Source organism: Paraburkholderia sp. GAS82 (assembly GCF_050436285.1).
Lineage (GTDB): Bacteria > Pseudomonadota > Gammaproteobacteria > Burkholderiales > Burkholderiaceae > Paraburkholderia > Paraburkholderia phenazinium_B.
Window position 1 is genome coordinate 85,081 of record NZ_JBNDLX010000002.1, and the last position, 16,291, is coordinate 101,371.

16 protein-coding genes are annotated in these 16,291 nt (G+C 59.7%); 8 read left to right on the forward strand and 8 right to left on the reverse strand.

The window, feature by feature from the left end; translation table 11 throughout:
- Positions 1-61: 61 nt before the first annotated feature.
- From P3T17_RS06725 to P3T17_RS06735, 3 genes are all read right to left on the reverse strand, one after another.
- Complete coding sequence (locus tag P3T17_RS06725; RefSeq protein WP_429405621.1) at positions 62-892, reverse strand: class I SAM-dependent methyltransferase; 831 nt, start codon at positions 890-892, stop codon at positions 62-64.
- A 155-nt stretch (positions 893-1,047) separates the two neighbouring features.
- Positions 1,048-1,338, reverse strand: coding sequence for a hypothetical protein (locus P3T17_RS06730; protein WP_074266485.1), 291 nt, complete (start codon positions 1,336-1,338; stop codon positions 1,048-1,050).
- 145 nt (positions 1,339-1,483) lie between these two features.
- Positions 1,484-2,449 (reverse strand): GlxA family transcriptional regulator, encoded by a 966-nt coding sequence (locus tag P3T17_RS06735; RefSeq protein ID WP_429405623.1) that lies wholly within the window; start codon positions 2,447-2,449, stop codon positions 1,484-1,486.
- A gap of 197 nt (positions 2,450-2,646) precedes the next feature.
- Between P3T17_RS06735 and P3T17_RS06740 the strand changes: the two genes are divergently transcribed.
- Together P3T17_RS06740 and metG are read left to right on the forward strand one after the other, a co-directional pair.
- Positions 2,647-3,438, forward strand: a complete 792-nt coding sequence (locus P3T17_RS06740) for an SDR family NAD(P)-dependent oxidoreductase (RefSeq protein WP_429289244.1) — start codon at positions 2,647-2,649, stop codon at positions 3,436-3,438.
- A gap of 263 nt (positions 3,439-3,701) precedes the next feature.
- On the forward strand, positions 3,702-5,237 hold the full coding sequence (metG, locus tag P3T17_RS06745; RefSeq protein WP_429405625.1) for a methionine--tRNA ligase: 1,536 nt from the start codon (positions 3,702-3,704) through the stop codon (positions 5,235-5,237).
- Between the two features lie 137 nt (positions 5,238-5,374).
- Here metG and P3T17_RS06750 read toward each other — a convergent pair whose 3' ends face one another.
- The 3 genes from P3T17_RS06750 to P3T17_RS06760 all read right to left on the reverse strand — a co-directional run bounded on the left by P3T17_RS06750 (position 5,375) and on the right by P3T17_RS06760 (position 7,211).
- On the reverse strand, positions 5,375-6,112 hold the full coding sequence (locus P3T17_RS06750; RefSeq protein WP_429405627.1) for a dienelactone hydrolase family protein: 738 nt from the start codon (positions 6,110-6,112) through the stop codon (positions 5,375-5,377).
- A 158-nt stretch (positions 6,113-6,270) separates the two neighbouring features.
- Complete coding sequence (locus tag P3T17_RS06755; protein ID WP_429406435.1) at positions 6,271-6,570, reverse strand: ArsR/SmtB family transcription factor; 300 nt, start codon at positions 6,568-6,570, stop codon at positions 6,271-6,273.
- Positions 6,571-6,635: 65 nt separating this feature from the next.
- Positions 6,636-7,211 (reverse strand): AraC family transcriptional regulator, encoded by a 576-nt coding sequence (locus tag P3T17_RS06760; RefSeq protein ID WP_074266490.1) that lies wholly within the window; start codon positions 7,209-7,211, stop codon positions 6,636-6,638.
- Positions 7,212-7,510: 299 nt separating this feature from the next.
- On the opposite strand from P3T17_RS06760, the gene P3T17_RS06765 reads away from it, so the two are divergent.
- Together P3T17_RS06765 and mug are read left to right on the forward strand one after the other, a co-directional pair.
- Complete coding sequence (locus tag P3T17_RS06765) at positions 7,511-8,536, forward strand: GlxA family transcriptional regulator (protein ID WP_429405629.1); 1,026 nt, start codon at positions 7,511-7,513, stop codon at positions 8,534-8,536.
- A complete protein-coding gene (gene mug, locus P3T17_RS06770) occupies positions 8,533-9,063 on the forward strand; it encodes a G/U mismatch-specific DNA glycosylase (protein WP_429405631.1) in 531 nt (176 codons plus the stop codon). Before P3T17_RS06765 ends, mug begins: the two co-directional genes overlap by 4 nt.
- Here mug and P3T17_RS06775 read toward each other — a convergent pair.
- Positions 9,024-9,956, reverse strand: coding sequence for a LysR family transcriptional regulator (locus P3T17_RS06775; protein WP_429405633.1), 933 nt, complete (start codon positions 9,954-9,956; stop codon positions 9,024-9,026). The genes mug and P3T17_RS06775 overlap by 40 nt on opposite strands.
- A 241-nt stretch (positions 9,957-10,197) precedes the next feature.
- On the opposite strand from P3T17_RS06775, the gene P3T17_RS06780 reads away from it, so the two are divergent.
- From P3T17_RS06780 to P3T17_RS06795, 4 genes are all read left to right on the forward strand, one after another.
- Complete coding sequence (locus P3T17_RS06780) at positions 10,198-10,872, forward strand: antibiotic biosynthesis monooxygenase family protein (protein WP_429289302.1); 675 nt, start codon at positions 10,198-10,200, stop codon at positions 10,870-10,872.
- 105 nt (positions 10,873-10,977) lie between these two features.
- On the forward strand, positions 10,978-12,549 hold the full coding sequence (locus tag P3T17_RS06785) for an MFS transporter (RefSeq protein WP_429406436.1): 1,572 nt from the start codon (positions 10,978-10,980) through the stop codon (positions 12,547-12,549).
- 11 nt (positions 12,550-12,560) lie between these two features.
- The gene (locus P3T17_RS06790; protein WP_429405634.1) at positions 12,561-13,637 is read left to right on the forward strand and encodes an HlyD family secretion protein; all 1,077 of its coding nucleotides are present in this window, start codon (positions 12,561-12,563) and stop codon (positions 13,635-13,637) included.
- Positions 13,634-15,175 carry an efflux transporter outer membrane subunit gene (locus P3T17_RS06795; protein ID WP_429405636.1) on the forward strand — a complete coding sequence of 514 codons (1,542 nt, stop codon included), beginning with the start codon at positions 13,634-13,636 and terminating at the stop codon, positions 15,173-15,175. The genes P3T17_RS06790 and P3T17_RS06795 overlap by 4 nt, the downstream gene beginning before the upstream one ends.
- 12 nt (positions 15,176-15,187) lie before the next feature.
- Here the strand turns inward: P3T17_RS06795 and P3T17_RS06800 are convergent, their stop codons facing one another.
- Positions 15,188-16,114, reverse strand: a complete 927-nt coding sequence (locus tag P3T17_RS06800; protein ID WP_429406438.1) for a sterol desaturase family protein — start codon at positions 16,112-16,114, stop codon at positions 15,188-15,190.
- Between the last annotated feature and the right edge of the window lie 177 nt (positions 16,115-16,291).

Here is a 16,291-nt window from a genome sequence, read left to right on the forward strand (position 1 = left end):
CAGAGTGCATCGACTACATGGAAGTCGCAAAACATTGTCGCACCTTCTGGCTCAAGCATCCTCAGACCTTTTCGCAGATAGCCTGGATAAGCGCCGCACGTCCCTCGCTCAGATTGCGGCGAAGGTTGACGGTCGCTTGCCCGAACTCGGGGCCCATCACAGCGCCGAGTGCAAGCAAGGGTGGCGTCGAAGACTGCTTGCGTTCGGCTTCGCGCTCCAGAAACCAGCTGATCCCGGCTTCCGTGCAGTCGGTCCAGGACGTGATGCGGAACCCCTCCTTAGCGAGAACAGTGCGCATCTCGTCCGCCGTCACCAGGAAGCTTGACTCAGGCACGCTCGCCCACGGCACAGGGAAATGCAGGGGTTCGTTGGATGCAGCGATGACATCGAAGATGGCGAAATGGCCGCCAGAACGTAAAACGCGGCATGTTTCACCGTAAAGCGCAGCGCGGTCGCTAATGTTCATGGCAACGTGCTGCGTCCACGCGAGATCGAAAGCGTTGGCGGGGAACGGCAGCGAGAGCGCGTTGCCGCGCTGATACGTGACCTTGCCTCCGAGACCCGAACGCTCGGCCAGAAACGTAGCAGCCTCGACGAACGACTGACTGAGGTCGACGCCGTGCACCGTGCAGCCATAAGTTTCCGCCAGATAGCGCGACGGGCCGCCCAGCCCAGATCCGATATCGACAACACGGGTCGCCTCGGTGATCGGCAGGGCCTTCGCCAGTTCTACCGTGGCCGCGAGGCCGCGCGAATGAAACTGGTCAAGTTGAGCAAGATCTCGCGCAGAGAGTTGTTTCTCGCCGAGTCCGCTTTTGGCCATAGCCGAGCGAAGGTGCTCGACCAGGCTCTCGCGCTCGTAATGCCGGGTGATCTCTGCTGCGTCGTCCATCTTCGTACTCCTTCGTGATGCACATCTTGATTCGGCTACGGATGCTTGAGCTGCAGGCGATCCATCATCGGTGAAATCTCATCGAACGGTTCTTCAACGAGATCCGACACGTCAAACGGATCGCCATACGCTCACGGCTTATGACTTCACTGACTTCACTTGTTCTGGATCAGCATGCCAAGCGGGGCCAGCGGGCCGACTGGCAACAGTTCGTAGCTCATGACGCCGTCAGCCACGAGCGGCAACGTATCGAGCGTCGCCTTGGCTTGCTCGACCGATTCGACGTTCATCAGAAAGATCGGACCGCCCTTCTCACGAAACCAGAACTGCTCGACCTTGCCGTCGAGATAGAGCTTGAGTGTGGCCGGAACTTCGTTTGGCATATGCTGCTGGAGCTTCTCCGGTGTGAGGGTCGGCTTGGCGGATGCGATGGCAAAAACTTTCATGGATAACTCCTGGTTCAACGTTCATTGACAGAGACTGCGTGTTCATTGCTGCAAACAGCGCGATCGAGTCTAGTCTCTGAACCCTAGAACTCACACAGTCACAAACGCCAACTTTAGAGCCATTCGCGCCAGGCGCATCCGCGTGTCAGAGCAGGTCGGAACGGAGGTCGCGCACACCCCGTCCCAGACGTTGGCGCAGCAGCGTACGCAATGTCGCACCATCGCCGTAGCCGACTTCGCTTGCGATCGCTTCGAGGTCGAGGCGTCCCCCGCGCAGAAGCGATTGTGCGTGCTCGACTCGCAGGTCCTGGAAGTAGGCAAGCGGCGATTTGCCAAGCACCTCCTGACAACGGCGCTGCAGCGAGCGCGTGCTCGTCGCGAGTGCGCTGGCGGCTTCCTGCAGCGAAAAGCCCGAGCGAAGATTTTTCCGCGACCACTGTTCGAAGCGTTGAATCAGCGGATCTGCCTGCGCGAGGTGATTGGGAATGATGTACGGCGCCTGCGAGGAGCGTATATCAGCCAGCAGGTAACGCGAGACGAGCGTGGCCAACTCGGGGCTCGCGCGCCGTATCAGCCAGAGGGCGAGATCGAGATGTCCTAAAGCCGCGCCGGCTGTCACACCTACATCCGACGGTACCAGCATGCGAGACTCGTCGAGCGACACGTTGGGGTAGCGTTGTCGAAACAGTGGGCCGAGCCACCACGTCGTCGTCGCTTCCTGCTGATCGAGAAGTCCGGTTTCCGCCACAAGAAATGTTCCGATACAGGACGCGGCGATCAGCGCTCCTTCGGCATGCCATTTCAGCAGTTGCGCTTTGGCCTGAACCACATCCGGTCTCGTGAGAGCGGGAACCAGCTGCTCAGGCGTGCCAGTGCTCAATGCCGGAACAACTACCCAGTCCGGTTTCAAACCTGCCGTTACGGGTTGCACAGGGATCGTCAGCCCTTGTGCGGACCGAACCCGCTTGCGCACGCCTACGATCGATACATCGAAACGCGGTGTGCCACCTAGTTGCGTGGCCGAGAATTTGTTGGCGAGCCCGAACGCGTCGAGCATGACAGTGAGCCCCGTATCGAAGAGCCCTTCAAGAGCGAGCACAGAAATGCGCATGGCGTAAATACCTCCAAAGCCGGTATTTGCGACTCTACCAGCTATCACCTTCATGCGTATCCGGCGAGCCAGACATGCACATTCGCAACAGGCGAAGGCCTTTACAACGCAGCTCTGCGCAAGCACAGTGGTGAGGTCAATGACGCCAAAGCAGCCTTAAGCGTCGAGCCTGGACTATCAAAAATGGAGACAACGAAATGGATCTGAATTTACGCGGTAAGGTGGCCGTATTGACGGGAGCCAGCGTGGGTATCGGGCTGGCTGTGGCAGAGGCGTTCGCAGCAGAAGGCACGCATCTTCTGCTCGCGGCGCGCAACGAGGAGCGCCTGTCCGCTGCCGCAGCAGGCATCGCAACGAAGTTCGGCGTGACCGCTGTGCCGGTCGCTTGCGACGTGTCGACTTCGGCAGGCGTCGACAAACTGGTTGCCGCCGCGAAGGAAAATTTCGGTGGCGCGGATATTGTCTTCAATAACGCGGGCACGGGCAGCAACGAAACGATCATGAACGCACCCGACGAAAAGTGGCTCGCGTACTGGGACCTTCATGTGATGGCTGCAGTGCGCATCGCACGCGGCCTCGTACCTTTGATGAAAGCACGCGGCGGCGGCACGATCCTGAACAACGCATCGATTTGCGCAACACAGCCGCTCGGCTACGAGCCGATCTATAACGTGACGAAAGCGGCGTTGATGATGTTGTCGAAGAATATGGCGAACGAATTCATACAGGACAACATCCGCGTGAATACGATTAACCCGGGGCTCGTGCTCACACCCGACTGGATCAAGACCGCCAGGCAGTTGACGCAGGATTCAGGCGGCGATTGGGAGGGACATCTGCAGCAGGTCGCGGATGAGCACGCGCCTATCCGCAGGTTTGCGTCTCCGGAAGAGTTGGCCAACTTTATTGTGTTTCTTTGTTCCGACAAGGCTAGCTACAGCGTCGGGTCGACCTACTTTGTCGACGGTGGGATGTTGAGGACGGTTTAGGGAGACTGCATGCGCCATGCAAGTGCAAGCAACAATCGACGCGCCCGGCGCTAGACAACCATTAAGTTAGCTGGCAGGATTCATCCATCGCGGATGAATCCGCCGATTCTTCGTTGAATTTAACCCCAACACAATGCAAGCTAGCCAAGTCCTCCTTCGTTCGATGCGTATGCCCCTGGCAGGTTCTCCCCCCAGGCGCTGAGGGCTTTTTTGCTTCTGAAAAAGGGACGCCGCAGGCGTCCCTTTTCTTTTTTGGAGCGGCAATGTCATACCGATACATCACCACGCCGATTTACTACGTAAACGATCGGCCGCATCTGGGCCATGCTTACGCCAGCGTGCATGCTGACATCATGGCCCGCTACCTGCGTGCTGCCGGTCACCAGGTCCTGCTGCTAACGGGCGCTGACGAGCACGGCGAGAAGATCGCCAGGGCCGCCCTACAGGCCAACGAGGCGCCACAAGTGTTTGTGGAACGCCACGCACAGAGCTTCAAGGAAGCGTGGCGGCGCCTGGCAGTCAAGCCCGACATGTTCGTTCGCACCACGAACCCCGCGCACGCCAGGGTGGTGTCCGATTGCCTGACACGGCTCTTCAATGCCGGGGATATCTACCTGGCGGACTACGAGGGGCTTTATTCGATCGGTCAGGAGCGCTTTGTCACTGAGAAGGAACTGGTGGATGGCAAACTTCCTGAAGACAAGGAACCGCCTGTGTTGCGGCGCGAACCCAATTATTTCTTCCGCATGGAAGCGCATCGCGAATGGATGCGTCAGCTGTTGCTGGACACGCCAGACCTGATTCAGCCCGTGCAATACCGCAACGAGATATTGAAGCTGCTGGAACAGCCGATAGGTGACCTGAGTATTTCGCGTCCCGTGGATCGTCTCGACTGGGGCATCCCGATTCCGTGGGATGCCGGACATGTTACGTACGTATGGTTCGACGCGCTCCTCAGCTACGTTTCGCCGCTGGGTTATCCCGACCAGCCTGCCTTCGCTGATTACTGGCCGTCGGTGCGGCATGTGATCGGCAAGGACATCCTGCGCACGCACACGCTCTTCTGGTTGAGCATGACCCATGCGTTAGGAATCGCGCCGTATCAGCGTTTGCATGTTTCCGGGCACCTGCTCGGTTCCGATGGTCGCAAGATGAGCAAGTCGCTCGGCAATGGCGTCGATCCGCTGGAGGCCGCCGATACCTACGGTGTCGATACGCTGCGCTACACGCTAATCCGGGAGGTCAGCTTCGGCTTCGACGGAATCGTTAGTAACGCAGTGATCGAACAACGCCTGAATCGGGATCTCGCCGACGACCTGGGCAATCTGGCCGCACGCACGCTGGCCATGGCGATGAAATATCGCGGCGGCACGGTGCCTGCGCCGAAGGCCTATGAAGCGCGCGAGGAAGCGATCATCGACTGGTCGAACGAACTGCCCGGCATCGTTCTGGCGCTAGTGGAAGAAATGAAACTGAGTCGCGCGGTGGAACAGGTAATGGATTTCGTCAAACACCTGAACGGCTACGTTGCGAGCAGCGCGCCATGGGCACTGGCAAAGGATTCCAACGCGTCGGACCAGCTGGATACGGTGCTCTATACGCTGTTAGAAGCGCTCTGCAGCATCAGCAATCTCTTGCATCCTGTGATGCCGGGCAAGATGGAGGAGTTGCGAGGCTTGCTTGGGGTTTCCGCCGAAGCGCAGTGGAATCTGCCTTGGGGTCATGGCGTAAGACCGGGGACGCAAGTCAAGGAAGGCATCCTGTTTCCAAAGCGGCCGGGCGCTGAACACCCGGACTAGCCATTTGATCTGATCTGTTCAATCCGCAATCCACCGTCTTTATCAGAACGGTGTTTGCGGATCTGCACAGCAATCAAAGGTACCGGTTCAAGCCCGACGGCTCACTGCGCGCTGAGTCTCCCGCGCATCAGGAACTGTTATTTGAGCGTTCGGGCGTACAACGCGAACAGCTCCTTCCAGCCCCGCTCGGCCGCCTCTGCGTCGTAGACGGGCATGTCCGGTTTCATCCAGCCGTGCGCCTTGCCTTTGTACAGTTCGCTCTTATGCTTCACGTCCGCGGCGCCCAGCGCGGCTTCGAAGCGCTCGCCCATTTCGGGCGGGAAGCTGTGATCGTTGTCGGCAATGCCGATGTACAACTCGGCCTTGATCTTGTCGAGAAGCAGGTGGGGACTCGTCGGCTGGTCGGTCGCGAGATTGCCGCCGTGGAAGCTCGCCGCCGCAACAACGCGATCCGGGTAGTAAGCCGCTGCCGTGAGTGCCATGCCGCCGCCCATGCAGAAACCGACGGTGCCAATCTTCTTACCCGCCACATCAGCGCGCGTATCGAGGTATTCGATAAAGGCCGCGGTGTCTTCAGCGGCTTTGTGGTTGTCGCTGCTCGCCATCATGGGCCCAACGGTGGCACGGAAATCGCCCTTCAGCACTTCCTTGGGGTCGAGCGGCCCGTAAGCTCCGAAGCGGTAAAACAGGTCGGGCAGAAGCACGACGTACCCTTTGCTCGCCACGTGCTTTGCCATCTGGAGCATGCCTGGCCGGATGCCAAACGCGTCCATGTAGAAGATCACAGCGGGCCATTTGCCCTCGCCTTCGGGCGTCAGGACCCACGCCTTACAGGCACCTTCCTGTTCCTGAATGGTGACTTGTGATTCGCTCATGCTCTACGCCTCCGTGTGTGTTCGCCGCGGGTTTCCGACATCGGCCCAATGATCACGACGATCATGGTTATTCAGGGAAAACTTAATTGTAACGGGGATCGTCGTTACAAGCATGGGCGGACGGCGCCTTCAATCATCTGATGCGACAATATCCGCCACTATATTTCTTTCCTGATCTGTTCCGCGAAGGCGCGAATCACTTCATCGTTTCGCATCACAAACATCCACTGACCGACGCGCGTCGAAACAAGCAGTCCAGCTTCGACCAGGGTCGCGAGGTGGGCCGACACGGTCGACTGGGATAGCCCACTGCGCGCGTGAATTGCGTTTAAAGGTACCCCGCATCCAAGATCGATTCGACTTCGCAAAAAGTATTCTTCTGGCGTCTTTAACCATCTCAAGATCTCGCGCCGGAACGGATTTGCGAGTGCCTTATGGATCAGGTTTTCGTCAACCATACATTTCATTTCGACCGTTAGCGCGTGAAAGGCAGATCCGTCACATTCGACGATAGGGTCCCGGGTCATGACTGCCTCGACAATGACCGTGCGAGGCTCGTGGCGAATTCGTCACCAAGGTCCTCCCTGACCAGGGCCAACGCGACCCGCATACCGTCACTGACGCCGCGCGACGAGTGGAGGTTGCCGTCCTTCACGCAGCCTTGATTGCTCATGACGTGTACCAAGGGGTAGTCGCTGGAGAGACGTTCGGCGTCGCGCCAATGCGTGGTCAGCGAGCGATGGTCGGCGAGGCCGGCGCGCGCGATTAAAAAGGCCCCATTGGACACCGACGCGAGCCTTCGCACCCGACGGCCGGCGTCACTGAGCCACTCCACCAGCTCGCGATGCGCGTGCCTCGGGCCAACCACCGGCGAACCTGGCACTACGACGATGTCAAATGGAGCGCTCACATCCAGCAGACACTCAGTCGTGCTAACCGCCACGCCACTCGAGCACACCACCGGCCCTCGGGACGGCCCCACGAGATGCTGCTCGTACATCGTTGCGCCGCACAAGCGGTTCGCTTCGTGGAAAACCTCCATCGGGCCCGTCACTTCGAGCAGCCGAAATCCCGCGTAGAGCATCATTGCAACATGCATGCGCCGTCACTCCTGTCCCTGGTTGTCGTCCCGTGTCAACGTAGACCGCGACGAAGGGGCGGCTATAGCCGTATCCATGGGATAAAGTCTAATCAGACCGCATGGGAGAGGAAACACGCGGATGGCACGATACCGGGCCAATCAACGTGAGATTTGGGCCAGGCACGGCTGGACGCCCGTCCGCTTGTTACACGGCTGCAAAAGTCAATTACCGGTTAGTGCGTCCCTCTTTCTGGGCCATTGCGGTAAGCTGCAATACCGCTCGGAAACGGGTCCATTCACTCCACGAAGGTCACGGTATGAAAGTCGCCATTGTCATATTCGATGGTGTCCAGGCGCTCGACGTTGCAGGCCCCCTCGACGTGTTCGCGGAAGCAAACACGATCCTGCCCGAACATCAGAAGTACGAAGTCTCGCTGGTGGGCGCGCGCGCCGGTACCGTGACCTGCTCGAACGGGATGGGACTTTCCGTGCCGTTCGGCTACGCGGACCTCGACACGCAATGGGATCTGCTACTCGTCGCAGGCGGTCCGCAATTGCCCGACGCTCAACCGTCCAGTGACTTCCTGAGGTGGCTGCAAAATCAGGCAAGCAACGCGACGCGGTTTGGCTCCGTTTGCAATGGCGCATTCGTACTGGCTCATGCGGGACTGCTCGACGGCAAGGAAGTGACGACTCATTGGTCGGACGCAGATCGCCTCGCCCACGAATTTCCGCAGGCCTCCGTGCAGCCCGACAAGATCTTCGTTCGTGACGGACGCCTGATTACCTCGGCAGGTGTGACGGCCGGCATCGATCTGTGCCTCTCGCTTGTCGCCGAAGACTGGGGGCATGAGCTGGCGGTACGCGTCGCAAAGCGTCTTGTCGTCTACATCCAGCGCGAAGGTGGTCAGTCCCAGTACAGCCCATACGTCGGAAGCGGAAGGGATGAAGATCCGATTATCGGCAAAGTCCACCGCTACGTGACCGAACACATCACCGAAGCGCTATCGATCGAACAGCTCGCTGGCGCAGTTGCGGTGAGTCGAAGAACCTTCTCGCGAGTATTCGCGAAGTATGCCAAGGTGACACCCTCCGCGTTCGTCGAACAGGTTCGCGTCGACACCGCGAGAAAGTTGCTCGAAGACTCGGATGCACCGCTGAAGACGGTCGCATTCAAATGCGGATTTCGGAGTGCCACACATATGCGCACGACTTTCTCGCGCCGGCTGGAGGTCACCCCGAAACAATATCGGCAACGATTCCGCGGCGAGGCCGGCGCGCAACCGTGGGCCAATCAGGGTGTCGGCAAGCAGATATCGCTTCAAGGACTGGCTCATCTGTGACCGAAGCTGATTCCATTCAGTCGCTTCCTGACATCCTTGAACCGGGCCTGTCGGTAATCTTTTGCGGGATCAATCCGGGTCTGCGTGCGGCGTCGACAGGTCATCACTTTGCGGGCCGCGGCAACCGGTTCTGGCGGGTGCTGCATCTTGCAGGCTTCACGCCTGAACAGATCCTTCCCGAAGACGACCGTTCGCTTCTTCGATACGGTTGCGGTCTCACCGCGGTGGTCCCGCGCGCCACAGCGCAGGCTGCCGAGTTGTCGCGCTCGGAGATCGAGTTGGCCGGGGAGGCTTTTCGGCTAAAGATCGGACGGTACGCCCCGCAACACGTCGTTTTCCTCGGAAAGATGGCACTCGCGGCCATCTCCGGCACGCGCGATATCGATTGGGGGCTGCAAACGAAGCCCTTCGGCGGCGCATGCGCGTGGGTCGTACCCAATCCAAGCGGATTGAACCGGGCGTTCGGCCTTGACGCGCTGGTGACCGCCTACCGGGAAGTTCGCGTCGCTGTAGCGTCCACGTCCTGAAGGTGCGCGTTTTTGCGCAGCGCCTCGGTCACGAACTCCACGAAAGCGCGAATCTTGCCGCTGGTGCTTCGCCTTTCTACGTGAAGCAGGCTCACCGGTGTCGCCTCGGGCTCGAATGAGGTCAGCACCGGTTGGAGCCTGCCATCGGCTACATCGGGCGCTGCCTGATACGAAAGAAACTGGGCGATTCCCACTCCATCGACGGCAGCGAGAAGAGCAGCGGGACCCAGGTCGACAATCATCCGCGGCTGAAGTCTCACAGGCAGCCGCGAACCGTTCTCGTTGAACGCCCACTCGAGCGGAAGCGAGACGCCCGTGAACGATACACAGTGGTGATCGGCCAGATCTCTGGGGTGACGGGGCTCCCCATGCTCGGCGAGATAGGACGGCGCCGCGTACGTCCGACGCCGCACAAAGCCTAGCGGAACGGCGAATGCCGAAGAGTCGCCGAGATGGCCGATACGGATGGCAATATCCACACCCTCTTCCAGAAGCCGCGTCGTTCGATCAGCGTACACCGCATTGACGTTGACGTCCGGATAACGCAGCACGAAGGCGTTGACCAGCGGCGCAACATATCGCTGGCCGAACAGGACCGGTGCGGAAATAGTCAACGTCCCCACGGGATTGAGTTGATCGGCCGCAAGGGTCGCTTCTGCATCCGTGATGGTGTCCAACACCTTGCGGCAGGCTTCGAGGTATGACAGGCCTGCATCCGTCGGACGAACCGTTCGGGTCGTGCGGGCCAGCAGATGTGTGCCGAGACGCGATTCCAGCGAATTGACCGCCCGTGAGACCGCAGCGGACGACATGCCAACTTTGTCAGCCGCACCCGTGAAGCTGCCCCGGTCGACGATGGCCACGAAAATCTCCATCTCACGCAATTTGTCCATTTCGCTCCCTACCCTCATCACGCGTCCATAAGCCGTGATTCTATGCGTTGTGATCGAGGTGCCGGAGATCGGCCTGCAAAAGACTCTTTCAGGCCGCGAGGGTTATGCAGAACGTCCTTGAAAGCATGGCAAATTTCGATCACTCATTGGCCCAATACCAACCCGTTTGGACTCCAATGAATCGGGCCGATCCTGGACAATCTCTACACGTTGTACGACTAACCAAACGAGAGAGGTCCACATGTTCTCCGCAATGCTTGAAGTTCACCCGATCCCCGAGCAGGTCGATGCCTATCTCGGCATGGCCAAAATGCTGCGTCCTGAACTGGACAAAATCGACGGATTTATCGACAACAACCGCTACGCCAGTCTCACACGCGAGGGGTGGCTTCTTTCGCTGTCGAGTTGGCGCGACGAGAAATCGCTCATCCGCTGGCGTACCGAAGCGACGCACAACAGGATCATGCAGGCTGCGCGCGACCGCGTGTTTTCCGACTATCGCCTGCGCATTGGTCAGACCGTTAGCGATACGCATGTGCCCGCGGGACACGCCTTGCTCGAACAGCGCCTGGATGTCACCGAGACGGGAAAAGGTAAGGCAGTGACGCTACATGATGGGAAATTCTCGCCGGCATGGGTGAAGCAGAGCAGCGCAGACGAGGTGGCGAAATCACTCGGAGTGGATACGAGCGCGACTGACCTCGTTTCCTGGGACGTCTTCGACGCACTGCTGGCACCGGGAGACGTCATCGCCGTTCTGACGTGGCGCGACCATGCAGCAGCTGAAGCGTTCCTGGCCAAGGCGGCTACGGCGGATGCATCGCGCGTACGCAATATCCGCGTTATCCGCGAGTACGGCATGTTCGATCGCCGGGAAGCTCCGCAGTACTTCAAAGAGGCGCAACCGAAGATGTAACCCGGCCGCCGGTCGCTATCGGTGCCGGAGAGTCTTCGCTTCTCATGTGATCTCCAACACCGACATTTAGAAGCCCTATTGAACCTGAACAGTAACGGGATTGCCATGACTACAGCCAACCTTTTAACGACGACAGCCGCTCCTGCGCAGGCGGCGCCCGCACAATCCGCGCTTCCGCTTCGTCTGGCGATTGGTCTCGTTGGAATGCTGCTCGCGTCTTTATTGGCCATTCTCAACGAACAGGTCACCGCGCAGTCCCTGGCGGACATTCAGGGCGCGCTCTCGATAGGGCATGACGACGGAACCTGGCTGACCGCCTTATTCGAAGCAGCCAATGTCGCGACGATGGTGTTTGCTCCGTGGTTTGGCATCACGTTCACGCTCAAGCGATTCACCATCGGCGCCGTGATCGCGACGATGCTGTTCGGGATCCTCTGCCCCTTCGCACCAAACCTGCTGACGCTCTATGCGCTGCGCGTCCTGCAGGGAATTGCAGGAGGATGTCTGCCCCCGATGCTGATCATCGTAGCGCTGCGCTACCTTCCGCCCAAGGTGAAGCTATACGGCCTCGCGGGCTACGCCCTCACGGCGACCTTTGGACCGGCGCTCGGCACGCCGCTCGCTGCTTTGTGGACCGAGTATGTCGGCTGGCAGATGGCGTTCTGGCAAATCGTGCCGCTTGGTATCGCGTGCTGTGTGGCGATCCAGCAAGGGCTTCCCGCCGATCCCCTCAAACTCGAACGACTTAAGGCATTCAACTGGACCGGGTTTCTGACGGGATTTCCGGCCGTCGCGATGCTCGTGACGGGCCTGCTGCAAGGCGATCGTCTGGACTGGCTCAATTCCGAGCTCATTCGCGTGATGTTTATTGGCGGGGGGCTTCTGTTTGCGACATTCCTCGTCAACGAGTGGTTTCACCCCCTGCCTTTTTTCAAGCTGCAGTTGCTGTCGCGCAGAAACTTCACGCACGGACTGACGACCCTGCTGGGCGCGGTGATCCTGCTGGTGGGTGTGGCCGCGATACCCGGCCAGTATCTCGCGAGCGTTCATGCCTACAGGCCACTGCAGACTGCGCCCTTGTCGTTGCTGGTTGCGATCCCGCTCCTGATCACGCTCCCACTGACCGCTGCCGTTCTGAATCTGCGGCGGGTCGATCACCGCTGGGTCATGGCGATCGGCCTGTGCCTCATGCTTGCCACGTGCCTGATGGGGAGCTTCATTACCTCAGAGTGGATTCGCAACAACTTCTACTGGCTTCAATCGATCCAGATCGTCGCGCAGCCGATGGTAATCCTGGGAATCCTGATGGGTGTGACGACGGGCCTGGCCCCGACAGACGGCCCATTTGCTTCGGCGATGTTCAACTCGCTCAAAACCTTTTCAGCGGCTGTGGCAACGGCGCTCATCGAAGGGCTGAGCACCGATCGGGAACACCTTCATTCGAACATGCTCGTGGACCATTTAGGCAACCACGCGCTTGTAGCAAGTCAAAGCGTCGACGCAGCAAATAGCCTCGGCGAACTTGCACACCGGATCCACGAGCAGGCAGTGGTGCTGACGTCGGCGGATCTTTACCGGGTCATGGCGGGTGTTGCCATCGCCCTCCTTTTCCTGGTGCCCGTGTTACCCGTGCGGATCTACCCGCCGTGGTGCACGACGCCCTCCACTTCACGCTAAGGACGGTTCTTATGTCATCCGCTGCTAAATCTCCCCTCAGGATTATTCGTGTTGCCGCGTTGCTTGTTGCGGCCGGCATTGGTGCGTGGGCTTGCACAAGTCTGACCGGCAACTCGAATACCGAATCCACTAACGACGCTTACGTTGAAGCCGATTTCACCTTGGTGGCGCCGCGTATCGCCGGTCAGATATCCGACGTATTCGTCAACGACAACGAGTCGGTCAAGGCCGGGCAATTGCTGGTCCGTATCGATGATCGTGACTTCAAGGCCGCTTTGATGAGTGCCGAAGCGGACGTGGCAGCGGCAAAGGCGTCCGTTGCGAACTACGACGCCGAGATCGCGCGGCAGCCCTCGCTGGTCGAGCAAGCGAGCGCGACGCTCAAATCGGACGATGCGTCGATCGGGTTTGCAAGAGCCAACGCCTCGCGATATCAGGACCTCTCGGACGCAGGTGCGGGAACAACCCAAGAGCAACAGCACGCGTCAAGCACGCTCGCCGAGCAACTCGCGCAACAGGCACACGACCGAGCCGCGCTGGCGTCGACCGAGCAGAATCTCGACGTATTGCGTACCCAACGCGATAAGGCAGTCGGTGCACTCGCACGCGCCGAAGCGGCGCTCGATCAGGCACAGCTCAATCTGTCCTATACGGAGGTTCGCGCCCCGGTGGACGGCAAGGTTGGACGGCGTTCCGCACGGGTTGGAGCATTCGTGACGCCAGGTGCGCCGGTTCTCGCGATCGTGCCGCTTTCGGACGCCTACGTTGTTGCTAACTTCCAGGAAAACCAGATCACCAACATGCGCCCTGGCGAGAGCGTACGCATCAAGGTCGACAGCTTTCCTGGCGTTGTGATTCATGGCCGTGTCGATAGTCTCGCGCCTGCAACCGGCGTGGCCTTTGCGCCTATCGCACCCGACAACGCGACGGGCAACTTCACGAAGGTGGTGCAACGCGTGCCGGTGAAGATCACGATCGATCGAGGTCAAGAGGCAGCGTCTGCGCTGAGCGTGGGGCTGTCTGTCGAAACGGAAGTTGCCGTGGGTCAGCATAGCGATACCCTGGCCGAAGCAGGAGAGAGAAAATGAATACGAACGGCTTTTCCTTTAGTGCGCTGGTGTTGGAGATACTGGCGTGCCTCGTGATAGCGGGCTGTACGGTTGGGCCGAACTTCGAACCTCCCGTGACGTCCACGCCGCCGCAAGTGTTCGATCGCACCCAGGCGGCGCAGGCTCCAAGCAAGGCAGTCGAGACCGGCTTCGATACGGACTGGTGGACCCTGTTCAACGATCCCACCTTGAATACGCTCGAACAGCAACTGGCCAATGCGAACCTCGATGTGGCCGCGGCATCGGCGCGCCTTCGCCAAAGCCGGGCTGAGCAACGGGTCGCAGGTGCAGCAGAATATCCCACGCTGGACGGCGCTGCGTCGTATGACCGCGAGCGCGGAAGTCCGAACGGCATCCTGTCGCTGCTCGGGGTTAGTCCGACCGAAACGCAGTCGCAATCCGCTTCGGGTAATACGCCGCTCGGTGTCGCGCCGTTGCCGGGCTCCAAGGGTTCGCCGGCGTACAACCTCTATCAGGCAGGCTTCGACGCCTCCTGGGAACTCGATATCTGGGGCCGCAATCGACGCGGAGTGGAAGCAGCGACTGCCTTGACGCAGGCTTCTTACGAGGATCGAAACGCTGTGTTGCTGTCAGCCCGCGCTGAACTCGCGCGAGACTATATAGAGCTTCGCGATACACAGTCGTTGCTACGCATTGCGAAGCAAAACCTCGAACTTGCTCGCGATACCACGAAACTCACGCAAGTCCAGGTACGCGAAGGCGTGACGACGGATCTGGACGTGGCCAACGCTTCCGCGCAGGCGGCTTCGATCGAGAGCCTGATCCCGACGCTCGAATCGCGCTGCGAGACCACGATCAACGCGATTGGCGTATTACTCGGCGAAGAGCCAGGCGCGCTCGCGCAAACACTCAGCGAGCCGCATGACGTCCCCGAGCTGCCTGCGCAGGTACCCATCGGCTTTCCGTCGGAGCTGGTGCAACGCAGACCGGATATCCGGCAAGCGGAGGCACAGCTGCATGCTGCCACTGCCTCGATCGGTATGGCAAAAGCCGATTTTTATCCGCGCATTTCGCTGAATGGCAGCGCAGGTTTTCAGAGTCTGCAGCTCTCGAGCCTCGCCAACTGGGCCTCGGGACAGTTTGTTGTCGGACCCTCCATCACGATGCCGATTTTCGAAGGCGGGCGTCTCAAGGGGACATTGCATCTGCGTGAGGCGCAACAACAGGAAGCCGCGATCGTCTATCAACGCACCGTACTTGAAGCGTGGCGCGAGGTGGACGATGCGCTGGTGGTCTACGATGCCGAACAGCAGCGGCGTGACCGATTAACGGAGGTGGTGGCTCTGAACCAGCGCGCACTGTCGGTCGCGCAGCAGCGTTACAAGGCCGGTGCACTCGATTATCTCGACGTGCTGAACGTACAGAGGCAGTTGCTCGATGGCGAAAGCAATCTCGAACAAAGCAAGGCAACCGCTGACGCGAATCTGATCACGCTTTGCAAGGCGCTTGGCGGTGGCTGGGAGTCGACTTATGCCAGGCAAGACGTGTCGCGTTGATGGGAGCATCGCTCACCGTCCCTGCGTAGTACTGACCGGAACGGTACGCGCTGCAACCAGGTTCTGCCGACGCAGTGCTTCAGTTGTTTCGCCGGAACCATCAGCGCGCCAGCCCGGCGGCAAGATCACATAGCAGATCGCAGCCCACACGCTACGCGCCGACGCGATATCCCGTGCAAGACTAACCCAGTGCTCGAATTCGACGACAAGCGGATTGCGTGAGCGCGTCGGTGTCGTGAGACCGTAGCGGCACGGCTCATCGGCGCGTTCTTCCACATAGGTGCCGAACAGGCGATCGAAGATGACAAGCACGCCGCCAAAGTTCGCATCGAGATAATCGACATTCGATGCGTGGTGCACGCGATGTGCCGACGGCGTATTGAACACGTATTCAAGCCAGCCGAGTTTCGGCGTCCACGTGTTATGCAGCAAGAACTGATAAAGCAGATTAAAGCTCAGCGTCGCCAGCACGATTTCAGGGCGCACACCGAGCCACACGAGCGGTGCGAAGAAGATCGCCGAGCCAGTCAGTTTGCCGGTCAGGCCGAGGCGATAAGCAGACGAAAGCGTCAACTGGTTCGGCGAGTGATGAACCGCATGCGTCGCCCAGAAAAAGCGGATGCGGTGTGACGCACGGTGATACCAGTAGTAGCAGAACTCCTGTCCGATAAAGAGCAGGAACAACATCAACGCGCTGTTGAGCGTGACGGTAAAGATCCGGTGATCCCAGGCAAGGGCGAAGACCGGCGTCGCGAGCGAAAGCGGCAACAGCGCGAGCAGCTTGCGGCCGGCTACATCCGCCAGCGAAATCCATACTTCATACCAGTCGAACGGCGAGGCGCTATTGCGCTGTGTGCGGGTGAGCACGCATGCCTCGATCAGCGAGACACCAATGACGAACAACGTAACAAAAAGCGCGATTTTTCCAGTAGTCAACATGATGGGCAGATAACGGGTTGAGAGGTGAGACGCGTCGTCTGCGGGTAAAGCCGCTATCGCGTCGGGTGAAGCTAATGTAGTGGGCTGCCCGGCCAAAAACCACGCGTAAACCATGTCGCCAGATGTCACGGAACTCCGGCCGCGACGGCAAGCCGCCCGCGCAGCCCGGCTGCTGGC

Excerpts from the sequence above, each read along its gene's own strand:
- P3T17_RS06740 (WP_429289244.1), top strand. The coding sequence starts at position 2,647 with ATGGATCTGAATTTACGCGGTAAGGTGGCCGTATTGACGGGAGCCAGC.
- P3T17_RS06785 (WP_429406436.1), top strand. The coding sequence starts at position 10,978 with ATGACTACAGCCAACCTTTTAACGACGACAGCCGCTCCTGCGCAGGCG.
- P3T17_RS06755 (WP_429406435.1), bottom strand. The coding sequence starts at position 6,570 with ATGGTTGACGAAAACCTGATCCATAAGGCACTCGCAAATCCGTTCCGG.
- P3T17_RS06790 (WP_429405634.1), top strand. The coding sequence starts at position 12,561 with ATGTCATCCGCTGCTAAATCTCCCCTCAGGATTATTCGTGTTGCCGCG.
- P3T17_RS06735 (WP_429405623.1), bottom strand. The coding sequence starts at position 2,449 with ATGCGCATTTCTGTGCTCGCTCTTGAAGGGCTCTTCGATACGGGGCTC.
- P3T17_RS06765 (WP_429405629.1), top strand. The coding sequence starts at position 7,511 with ATGAAAGTCGCCATTGTCATATTCGATGGTGTCCAGGCGCTCGACGTT.
- P3T17_RS06775 (WP_429405633.1), bottom strand. The coding sequence starts at position 9,956 with ATGGACAAATTGCGTGAGATGGAGATTTTCGTGGCCATCGTCGACCGG.
- P3T17_RS06800 (WP_429406438.1), bottom strand. The coding sequence starts at position 16,114 with ATGTTGACTACTGGAAAAATCGCGCTTTTTGTTACGTTGTTCGTCATT.
- P3T17_RS06750 (WP_429405627.1), bottom strand. The coding sequence starts at position 6,112 with ATGAGCGAATCACAAGTCACCATTCAGGAACAGGAAGGTGCCTGTAAG.
- P3T17_RS06730 (WP_074266485.1), bottom strand. The coding sequence starts at position 1,338 with ATGAAAGTTTTTGCCATCGCATCCGCCAAGCCGACCCTCACACCGGAG.
- P3T17_RS06780 (WP_429289302.1), top strand. The coding sequence starts at position 10,198 with ATGTTCTCCGCAATGCTTGAAGTTCACCCGATCCCCGAGCAGGTCGAT.
- P3T17_RS06760 (WP_074266490.1), bottom strand. The coding sequence starts at position 7,211 with ATGCATGTTGCAATGATGCTCTACGCGGGATTTCGGCTGCTCGAAGTG.
- P3T17_RS06795 (WP_429405636.1), top strand. The coding sequence starts at position 13,634 with ATGAATACGAACGGCTTTTCCTTTAGTGCGCTGGTGTTGGAGATACTG.
- P3T17_RS06725 (WP_429405621.1), bottom strand. The coding sequence starts at position 892 with ATGGACGACGCAGCAGAGATCACCCGGCATTACGAGCGCGAGAGCCTG.
- metG (WP_429405625.1), top strand. The coding sequence starts at position 3,702 with ATGTCATACCGATACATCACCACGCCGATTTACTACGTAAACGATCGG.